Annotated in this window: 4 protein-coding genes; 2 read left to right on the top strand and 2 right to left on the bottom strand. The window is 36.2% G+C overall.

All coding sequences use genetic code 11. The features are described from left to right. Window positions 1–113 precede the first annotated feature (113 nt). The gene (locus ACY10D_RS01495) at window positions 114–1,016 is read left to right on the top strand and encodes a LysR family transcriptional regulator (RefSeq protein WP_486999043.1); all 903 of its coding nucleotides are present in this window, start codon (window positions 114–116) and stop codon (window positions 1,014–1,016) included. Window positions 1,017–1,024: 8 nt separating this feature from the next. Beyond that, window positions 1,025–1,906: a LysR family transcriptional regulator gene (locus tag ACY10D_RS01490; RefSeq protein WP_486999042.1), complete on the top strand. Its 882-nt coding sequence runs from the start codon at window positions 1,025–1,027 to the stop codon at window positions 1,904–1,906. A 98-nt stretch (window positions 1,907–2,004) separates the two neighbouring features. Here the strand turns inward: ACY10D_RS01490 and ACY10D_RS01485 are convergent, their stop codons facing one another. Both ACY10D_RS01485 and ACY10D_RS01480 read right to left on the bottom strand, forming a co-directional pair. Beyond that, entirely contained in the window at window positions 2,005–8,601 is a 6,597-nt protein-coding gene (locus ACY10D_RS01485) for an RHS repeat domain-containing protein (protein WP_486999041.1), read from the bottom strand. 98 nt (window positions 8,602–8,699) lie between these two features. Continuing rightward, complete coding sequence (locus tag ACY10D_RS01480) at window positions 8,700–11,273, bottom strand: hypothetical protein (RefSeq protein ID WP_486999040.1); 2,574 nt, start codon at window positions 11,271–11,273, stop codon at window positions 8,700–8,702. Window positions 11,274–11,279 lie beyond the last annotated feature (6 nt).

Genomic DNA, 11,279 nt, shown 5'->3' with positions numbered 1-11,279 from the left:
GTATTTGGAAGGCTATGTGCAGCATTTGAGTTGCTGGCACAAAAATACTGTGCATAATTTAAACCTTGATTCACATTCTAGGCTTAGAACAAATGGATGACTTGGAGTGATTAATGGATATCAGTGATTTGCAACTGCTTTACATACTACTCACTGAGCGCAATATTACTTATGCTGCTGAAAAGATGAGCTTATCGCAACCTGCGGCAACCATTCGCCTTGGCAAGATGCGTAAACGATTTAATGATGAGCTACTCGTGCGACAAGGTAACACTATGGTGCTTACTGAGAAAGCAACAACTATCATCCAGCCTTTAAAACGCTTACTTGAGCAAATTAATGAGCTATTCCCTCACCCCCATTTTGATCCAAGAGCCGAGCCTTGTATTATTAATATTCATATGAATGAGTATTGTGAGTACTTGGTGTCAAAAACATTATTTGATGCCATACATAGCTTTCACCCCCAACATGAAATACACTTGCATATATTTCCACCATTACATAACCTCGAGGGCATTCATGACTTTAGTAATGCTGAAGTGATCATAGGAGCTGTCAATGACAATGATCTTGGTGAATTTGAATCTGAAATCTCACATTATGACCCAGTCTGTTTGCTTTATGATCGTTACCCTATTGATCAAACAAAAGCACTCACATTAGATGAATATTGTAACTTGCCTCACATCTTGATCAATGCACTTGAAGAAGGTAACCCCTTTTTAAAGACACTTGGTTCACCCGACCCTCGCAATGTCAAAATGAGAATCTCAAGTTTAAATCTTGCCACTACATTGCTAGAGGATAAATTTGTGATGACCTCAGTCAAAAGTCTTGCTAAAAACTACAATCTCAATACGTACCCTTTACCGATTGATATCCCTCCGATTGCTTGTAATATACACTACCCCCAACGCTTAAAGTTTGATGCCAAAAACAAATGGCTACGAAATATATGCAAAACCGAGATACAAAAGCTTGCGCAATCACTTAACTTAAAAATCCCTTCGTGAGGTAAAATATGGATATTTCTGACTTACAAATACTACAATTACTCCTATCTGAACAAAGTATTAGTCGTGTTGCGAATGTAATGAATTTATCACAGCCTGCGGTGACGATTCGTCTTGGGAAAATGCGTGATCGTTTTAAAGATGAACTGTTGATTCGTGATGGCAATAATATGTTATTAACCAATAAAGCCAAATCATTGATCAAACCATTACAAAATATACTTGATGATATCGACTATCTCATTCCTGCTGAAGAGTTTATTCCTGAAAAAACAGCTTCAACCTTTAATATATATGTCTCTGAATATTTTGCCTATTTGGGGTTAACCTCTCTCTTGCAGCAGATAAATCAAAGCAACCCTAATCATATCATTAACGTTCGAACATTCTCTGCAATTTATCAGATTCAACAAAAATTCGACTTCACACATGCTGATTTAGTGGTGGGTATTTTGAATAATTTAGATAGTTTTAACGCTGAATTGCTTTTTGAGGATAGTTTAGTCATTGGCTATCGAAACTATCCCTTACCAGCAAAATTGGATTATGACATTTATATTAATATACCTCATATCCTATTTGGTTTTGATGATGAGCACAATAAATTTCTGCGCTACCTAACACGACCCGACCCACGAAATATTTATGCTCGTGTTTCAACATTTTCTGCAGCATTAGAAATCATGGATGATCAATGTGTTATCACCACGGTAATGTCATTAGCTAAACGTTTTAATTTAAATACAACCACTCTTCCTTTTGACACTAATCCTTTTATGTTACGAGCACTTTATCCACAACGCCTTAAGTATGATGCGAAAAACAAGTGGTTGAGACAATTGTGTAAGGAGGTTACTCAACAAGAAGTGCAAAGAATCCTCAATGGCTAAACTAAATCTGTCCTGTCAATTTGAAGCACTTTTATTTTCAGATTTCCCTCAATCTCCAAACTGTCTTGGCATCATGTAACTTATTATCAACCCTGATGCTAATCCAGATTCATAACCTCAATATTCTTATATGAATTTTCATAATTTCCAGCATATGTGTTCCACATTTCATTATGAGCATTAGGGTTATCACGAAAAAACCTAACTATATCATTGTGTTCAGGTAGACCTGCTGGATTGACATTACGATTGATCATAGTCATCTCTGCCCCTTGCCTTAACTCATAATCAAGGGGATTCTTAGGATTTATGAATGCAGTATCAGTAGTTATATCTTTTGATATAAATGATTGTCGTCGATACTTTCTAGGTAAAGTTGCCATTTGATCTAAGTCCACGGGAAGTGCGTACTCTTGACCATTTAGACCAACAATTTTCACATTACCATTTACAGTAGCATCTAGCATTATATGTCGAGAGCCATCTGATTTCGGGCTAAGTAATTGATAATTAAAGTTGCGTGCTTCTACATAAGAGGCATCTCTCCCTCCAATAAATGGGGTCTCTAAGATTGTATTGCTATGTGCTTTTGCACTTGCATAGTTTCTAAATTTCCCATCATGTATAACCCCATATATATGATTCCATTTCCGAGCAATCCTTTTAGGGTTAGAGTATGGATCTTTAGCATCTATTGAGAATTTAAACACTCTATCGCCATGATCAGTTTTTAATTTGTAAGCTGATCCATAGGTACCAGCTCCTAAGTGCTCTGCTCCACTTTGCTGCATAAACATCTCAAATTCACCTTGACTACGTAGCTTAGAAAGTCTTTTATTGAGGTTAACACCTACTGTTTTATCAAACTTATTGAGCTTATATAGCTTATTAGAATACACACCAAACTCGTATACACTTGTCACAACATCAATTACATTCAACCCCCAATCAACCACCTGCCCGGCAACAGACTCGCGATAGCTTGGGTTCGCCGCCATTGCCATATTATTAATAAAAGTTGCGCCTGTAATCGCCATAGCGATTGACCCTGCAACTAGTCCACTCATGCCAAAAGTCACCGCTGAAGTCAACGCACTAAAGACAAATAAGCCAACGGCTTGTCCAATCATTGCCGCCGGTGACATGTAGCTTTTATAGCTCCACATATGACCATTTGGATCAAAGCGATTAATGGGATCATTACCAGCATATGCATAGCCATTTAATCCTGCTTTACCCAAAGGAGACCAGTTATCATGCAAGGTGAAGTGCCTTATTATCGGTGTGTAAGCACGATAGTTACCTAAGAACTGCCATGTTGGCAATGCTTTACCACCTTCGTTTAATCGAATACTTAATTGCTGATTATAGCCATAAGGTGATATGCCGGCTAAGTCACTATTTGCATTTGGTATGAGTGTTATCAAAATATCCTTTTCAATACCAAAAGGTGAGTACACCATAAAACTTGTGAGCTTTCCATCTACAATACTGCCTAAATGATTACCTCCATCATCAAGGTTTAACGCAATTTTTGATGCTAACTGCTTATCAACAACAACTGCAGCCCCCGTTAATGGATAGACCGTTTGACCTTGCTTGTTTTTATGAAACAGTAAACTGCCAGCACCTGTGTAAAAGTAGCTTGCAAAAGGTGCGTTATTGATGTCAATTTGTGTGACATTCTTAAACACATCATAATAATATTCACTATGGAGCTTATTTTGTGGGTCAATGATTGAAGCAATGCTATTATCTGCATGATAGGTTTTGTTAATAAACTGCTTGGGTGACCACGCCCAACCACCTTGTGCTATAGCTGTTAAGCGCCCTTCATTATCATAATTAAGCTTAAGACTTTTTTCATCAAACAAGCCAAAACTATCATTAATAGCAGTAACTTGTCCTGGATAAGTACTATTGTCATATTCATAACCGACAGTTGTTGGCGTCTTAGTGTCAGGTGAAAAAATCGTAAGATTGGTTAAATTGCCAACACTATCATCATGCGTATATTTAATTTGATTAATCACATGCCCATGCTCATCATACGGACAGAGTTTATCACTAATACAATCGTATTGGGTTAATGCACCCGTTTTATATGAATACTGATATTGTTCTTGTTTGCTATGTTTATCGCCGCCAAAGACAGTCAAATCAAAGTGACTGTATTTGTACACCAGCTTCCCATATAAGTTGTGAAGATGAGTTGATGTTAGTACGTTATTTTCTTGGTTTTTCTTAAAAATCGTGCTGCTAATAAATTTACTATCGCCAAACGGTTTGGTTGTTATATGCTTAATATATTGCCCTTGGGCATAGCTTCTATAAGTATTCTCACTGATTTTGGTATAGCGCTTGCTAAGCTTATCATGAGACACCTTAAGCGAAGACTGGCGTTCATACTGATAAACACTGTCAATAAGATACTTCACTGTCTTAGCTTGAGAAAACAGTAAATTTGTAGGATCAGCCTCATAAGAAAGCTCAATTCTTAAACGCTTATATTTGTTTGGGTTGCTTGTGTAGGTAATGTAAGAAACATCATCTATTTTGTTTAAGCTGATCGTTTGGTTAACATTAACCAGTGCATTATCCACCGTATTTGTCACTGTCTGTTTTTGTATTTGATGATTTAGATAACGTTGATCAATCGTGAATTTAGACGTCACAACACCTCTATTATTTGATCTTGTTTGTTCTTTTAATTGATAAAAGGAATTCTCATCATACTCATAGTTAGTGGTATGGTGGTCTGTTGTAACCGATTTGAGCATACCAAAAGGATTGTATGTATAGTCAATAAATTGTGCATTATCCCCTAAGCGGGTAAAGCGTCTCACTTTGCCTAGATAACAAGCATTTTTATTATCTAAACAATAGCTATAAGTCCCTTCTTGATCTTGATAGACAAAGCCAAGTGGCGAGTCTTTGGTTTGGTTTTTGAATATATGCTGTTTGCCTTTAGATGATTCAACGCGAATATTGTCAAGCTTTTGAATATTTTGCTGCTGATAAGTATAGTGCTTTGTGCGTAAGTCCTTTTTCTGTAACACTGTCCTATCAGGACTAACAATTGTATCAGCATTGAAGCTTTCATGGGATTGCAATTTTCCACGATTATTATAATGATTAACGCCATATTGATACCAGCAAAGACTTAGATCATCTGCACACTGTTTGCTAATGCTTTGTTGTGGCTTGCCTGAATAGTTATGAGATAGATATGATACGTTGTAGTTTCTTTGCATTAATTGTTCAAATATACTTCTATTTGCTTGTTTAAAAAAAGATTCTAAGGAACTAAAATCACAACGAGGTATTCCTAGATGGAAATTGCACACTGAATAAAAATAAGAATTCAGTAAGTGAATGTGTGGCAATATTTTCTCATTAACTGAAATTTGTTTATTCTTATCGTATGCTACATATGTTGGATTCCCATTAATCTCTATGACTATTTGTGTATTTGCATAGTTTCCTGTAATGGGGGTTATGATAATTTTCAAGCCAGTATGAAGTACAGTATTAAAATCTCTGTGATAATTACTTACATAATCTGTGGAGATATTAGCATATACCATATGCTCTTTATTCAATGAAACAAGTACTGGATTAGGTCTGCGTGTTTCGATATTGGTTTGAACTAGTCCATTTTGAGAATCTACTACACTCACTGTTGTTAAGCCGCTTGGAGAGGTTAAATTGATAGTCTTTGTTGCCTGTGTATAAACACGATTACTTAGATCAACTGATCGTAAATACTCGTTTTTAGTTACCTTATTACTTACAATGTCATAGTTGTAATCTGCTATTTTAAACCACTCCGCATCTGAATGATTGCGCCGATATTTCTCTTTAGGGCGATTAAGTGCATCATAAACTATTTTGCTTGTCGTAAAACCATTAATCGTTTCTTCAACGGTTAAAGCTAGATTTTTATTGATATTATATTGACTATAATCATAGTAAGTTTGCTGGTGATTTAAAGGAGGCGCATTGGGTAATGCAGTAATTTGCTCAGTTAATTGCCCCAAGCCATTATAAGAATAATGTGTAAAAGCGCCTGAATTGGGATCTTCAGAGAGAATTTTGTCATTATTAAAAAAATCAAAGTATTCAATGACTGAAGGCAATGATCTTGGCGTGTTGCTATTAGGTTCATGTCGTAGCTCTTTAACTGTTGATTGCACTTTAATTGCTGCTTTGTTTGATGCTATATCAAATTTGGTAATGAGATTTATTGTTTTATCAGTTTGTGTGTTTTGAATACCACGATTATTGGCATCATAAATATAATCAATAGTTGAAATGGGGGCTCCATGCGTAAACCAACTTTGCCCAACTGCAACGGTATCACTTCGACTAATAAAATGCTCACGTCCGCTTGCACTAATCACACTTTCTATTTTATTAGCAGCATAGGGAATAACAATATAATGAGCATCATCTCGATCACGCAGCTTAATTGGACTTAACGCTTTATAGGTTCTAATAGCAGTTGATTCGGTTTGTTTACCGATGGTTGACTCATTATGCAATTGTGCCAATTTATTAATTAATCGAGAGCTTTTGAGTGGGCGGACGAACTGATAGTTTTCAGGTTGGTAATAGCGATAATCATAGCTATTTTCCGTCAATGAGTGTGCAAGATCGGTCCTTTGCTTGCTCTGCGGATTAATCGTATAAATATTAGTTTCTTTGGTTAGCTGTGCACCGTATTTATCATAACGAAAATAGCTTCGACTCACAGAATAAGGGCTGATTTTATTATCACTATTACGTGGTGTAAATTGAAATGTGTAGCTTAATTTAGGCTGTTGAAAGTTGACGTTTTTCTGTAATAGTTGCCGATACGGTAATGAACGCTCATCACTAGGTTTATATAACTCATCTTCAATCCCATAATAATTAAGCGTGTATGTAAGGTTTTTCAAATAAAAAGGCTTGCCTTTATTATCCTTTAGTTGAAGTGTTAGAAAGTTTTGATCGTCAAGATTGAATACCGTTCCTTTATCCTCGTCGAACCCTATCTCATCGTCAATGGTGCCAGTAACTTGCTGAGTCATCCTACCCAGTGAATAATAGCTGGCAGTGACACTAATAAAGTCATCTGCGGCTTTTTTAACTGAATGATAGGTACCATAGCTAAAATTATAACGCTTGGTAATATACGATAGATCAGTATCCAAGTGTTTAACAAGTCCAAAGAAGTCATTATGGTACTGTTTATGCTGACCTGTTCTTTGGATATAGTACTCAGCGCATGCTAATGTTGGATCATTGTGCTGCAATTTCGCTAGTTCAAAACATTGATTAAAATCTTTCTGCAAGGTACTACTAGATAAAGCAGGTTTATTGCTAAATGTTGGATGGTAGTAATAATTACCACCTAGTTTATCTGGATCATAACCATAAGCAGCAAAGCCATAACTTTCTTTTTGTATGATATTATTATCATAATCTTTAGTAATAAGATCAACAGCATGACTACTAGGGCGTTCAATATCTTGTCTATAACCATTAGGATAAATAATACCATCACCCCATAATTGGGTGGTAAACACTGTTTTTTCATTCTTGCTTGTAAGCACTTCAAGTTCAATTGTATTGCCAAAGTCCAACGTCAACTGTTGATTTAAAGGTAAAAAATCAATTTTTGTTTTCCTGTAATTTACTTCTGTAAATAAAACCATTTGCTTTGTACCTAAATTTGAATCAGGGTAAGTCGCTTCTATTGAAGTCAACTTATTAGCCCCTCTACGAACGGGGCGATCCTCAGGGTCATTTTGGTTTGGAAAACTCATCTTGCGATGAAATGTTAATTTGACACCATTGGTAAATGTTGCACTATCTAGACGATAAAAAGCATTGGTATAACCTGCGTTATATTGTTCAAATCCATCATATTTAAACAAAAACACGGTTCCAGAAGCATCGATATATCTAAATTGATTAAACGGCTTTTGATAAACTTCATCAGATTCAGTTGTAGCGATATATTCGATAGAGCTTGTTTGATTATTGTGTGGTGTGTAATCAATATTAATCTGATGCCAGCGATTATCACGTTCAATGGTTAAGATGTTTACTTTTTTGAGGGGAAAGCTTGGGTCTTGTTTTACGACACTAATATCACTGGAGCCCGTAAAGTCAACAAAAGACGATCCCATCAACATCGCAGCCAACTTAACTCTAGGTCCCACCATATTGACAACAACGGTAGGAATATTCAGATAAAATGGTGTACCACCAATGTTATAAGCTAAGCTCTGATCTCTTGCTGCATCTGAATTTTCTGCTGATAAATCAGGTCGTGAAGTTAAACTCAACTCAAGACCTTGTTGCGTAATCGGGTTAACAATAATCTTACCAATAGCAACATTAAATTTAGGTGTTAATGTTAATGCATCAATAGATAAACTAACAGGGCTTGTACCATTGGTGGCATTATAATTGGCGCTAGATTGACTCTTCCCAAGTAACACTTTAGTTTTTAATGCTTTGTTTTGCTCTTGTTGGCTATTGGGCGTTTTAACCAAACCTTTAGCTTCATCAGCAAGCTTCTCAAACGAAGTGCTTACTTGCTCTTTTTTACTTTCCTCTATCGATGATTGCTCTTGCGCAAAACTCATCGTCAGCAAAAAAGGGAGCATCGCTATGTATAACAACGATTTTATTATGTGATTCATATTAACCTCAAATGCAAATGAAATCTCTATGATTAAAGATAGAACAGAAATATAACTTGACCACGTGAAATTAATATTTTATGAACAGATTCTTTTTATCAAACCTCAAAACAATATAATTTAGCTATTCGGTCACATCCCTGTGCTGCAAATTCTGTCCACTTCCATGGGTTCCAATTATATAGATCAATATCACCATAATTACCTTGATTAGCACTGTTTGAACTTGTCCAATTATTACAATTTGGTGTGCGTAACGTCCCTAGCGCATAGGTTCCTGTCCACATATCCAAATTGGACCTATCTGAAATAGGGTTCTCAATCTCAACTGATAATGGGTCCGTAATGAGCTTATCACTATAGGCAAAGATTGAGTTATCCAAGTTATAATAAACAATTTCTAAATGTGATTTGACATTGTCGATGGCATCAATGCTCTCATTACTTAACCATGCATGATAGTTACCTGACAAGCCTCTACCATCAGCATCTGCCTGACAGATATTATTGCCTGCATCAATACCACTTGCTCCACCGGCATCTGCCCAACTTGAAAGATCTCCTGAACCATATTTGTTCGTAATAAAAACATAACGATCAGCATCATTAAATGTACTAAATTCAATTTCAGCTGTTACCACCATCTGATTCTTATTTGCTTTGCTTGGCAGCCTTGAGGTTGTCGTATAGCTACTTTTATGTACCAAGCCATCATTGTCTTTTTCAAATAAAGACAAACCAAAATCTTCATTAAAAGCAATAACACCTTGATTGATTAAGCCTTTGATTTTTGCCGAAATTACAGTTTGCGTATCACCTAATGTTGCATGAAAACCATATTCAGATGAATTTAAGTCCCTATTATATAGCCAAAGTCGTCCAGCAAGACCACCGACAGCAATGTGCTGATTACTAACTTGAGCCAAAGGAATTTGTCCTGTGCCTAACTGTGAGGCTGTGGGAGAATCGATTGCTTGCCATAAGTTTGGTGAAAGACCACTATCTTGACTATAAAATAGCTTTCTTGTCGAGTATCTTGTATCTTCTGATGCCATCATGATACCATTTTCACGTTTACTTACTGTGTCATACAGAGTAATAAAATTGGTTTGACCATTGCCTTTACTATCTTTAACCGTCTTTGTTCCACTGGAAATTTTATTATTGGACGAAATGTCGACTACAGCATACTGCGCAGGTTGACTGCTTTCACCATCTTCAACTGCATAGAAGGTATTGTGATAAGCTGAAAAACCCGCAGCGTAAAAATCATTACCCTGTAAATCAAGCTCACTCTCTGAGTCTAATAGTTGATCTTTATCTGTATTAAGATAACGGTATTCTTGGACAACCAAACCTTTTGTTGAAAGGAAAAAAGTAGACAGTGAATCACGGCTAGAAATCCGATGATGATCCGTTGCCGTTGCAACTCCCCAGAAGTCAGAACCAGCATCATTCGTCAATTCGTGAGATTGATCATTTTCAAAGTTAATACGATATAACTTCTTTCTCGTACCACGATTATTAGCAAAATAAAACTCACCATATAAATTGGCTGTCATCTGGTTAATTTCATTAATATTTTTACCGACAATGCTACTCAACATTTTCTCTTTAGCATATTTCATCTCACCATCCGCTGCAGTATAAAAAAGTACGCTTGCATTATTATCACCACTGGATTTATCACCATCATTATCTCCTAACAATAGATAGCCACTATAAGACATTTCAGTAATGTAAGATGTCTTTGGTGTCTTAATTGCCAGACGCTCAGCGTGTAAACCAATGGTGCGTTGAAATGTTACTGGCTTCTGATGAACAAATATATGGCAAGACTCAGTAGCATTCAATGTAAACATACCCGTTTCATCAGGTGCACATGTACTTAAGTCATCACTAAACTCGATAAAATCTGAGTTCATAAATTCACTAATATCAATATTTTCGACTTTGCCTTTGGACGCGCCAAGTGTAATGCGCGTTAGTGCTGGTGCAATTTTTAGCACTTCTGGTTTATCGATCTCATTTAGCACTTCAACAGTAATTGGAGCATAACTTAGCGCATTGACTGCATTAACATTACCGATAATATTATTTGCTGTTGGATTAGGCGTCATAGTTAAGTTGCAACTTTGACCAGGTTGAACCACATCTGCACAATCATCTTGAACACCTGCAACGTCTGTATCAATACTAATATTTGGATTAATCCATGGAAAGCCACCAATGACCTCCACGACAAAAGCATTATCCCCTGCACCTAGTTGATAACGTTTACTCTCTTCATTATATTCAACCTCAGTACTTTTAAGACGATACATCACCGGTGCCGCTTCAAATGTTTTTGAAATCGACTCTACTTGACCACTGATCAGATCAGTCACTTGATAATTTAAAGTTGCTGTATGTGAAGCTGCTAAATCCTTAACAAGCACATCAATAGTACATTGATTTTCATTAAAAAAACCATCACATTGATTAGCATGTATTTCAAAATGTGTTGCGTCACTTATATTAATATTTGAGACTCCAAAGTATCCTTGATGTTCCAATGTGATTTTTTCTACACTTGGCTTGGTAAAATAGAAGTCTTCTGCATAAACATTAATACCAAAGAAACTTAAACAAGTCATTGCTAGGCATTGCGTTAGAATTTTTTGTTTTAACATAGCTTA

The organism is Cysteiniphilum sp. (assembly GCF_057495195.1).
This window is presented reverse-complemented; position numbering and strand designations above follow the sequence as displayed.

Excerpts from the sequence above, each read along its gene's own strand:
- ACY10D_RS01495 (WP_486999043.1), top strand. The coding sequence starts at position 114 with ATGGATATCAGTGATTTGCAACTGCTTTACATACTACTCACTGAGCGC.
- ACY10D_RS01490 (WP_486999042.1), top strand. The coding sequence starts at position 1,025 with ATGGATATTTCTGACTTACAAATACTACAATTACTCCTATCTGAACAA.
- ACY10D_RS01480 (WP_486999040.1), bottom strand. The coding sequence starts at position 11,273 with ATGTTAAAACAAAAAATTCTAACGCAATGCCTAGCAATGACTTGTTTA.
- ACY10D_RS01485 (WP_486999041.1), bottom strand. The coding sequence starts at position 8,601 with ATGAATCACATAATAAAATCGTTGTTATACATAGCGATGCTCCCTTTT.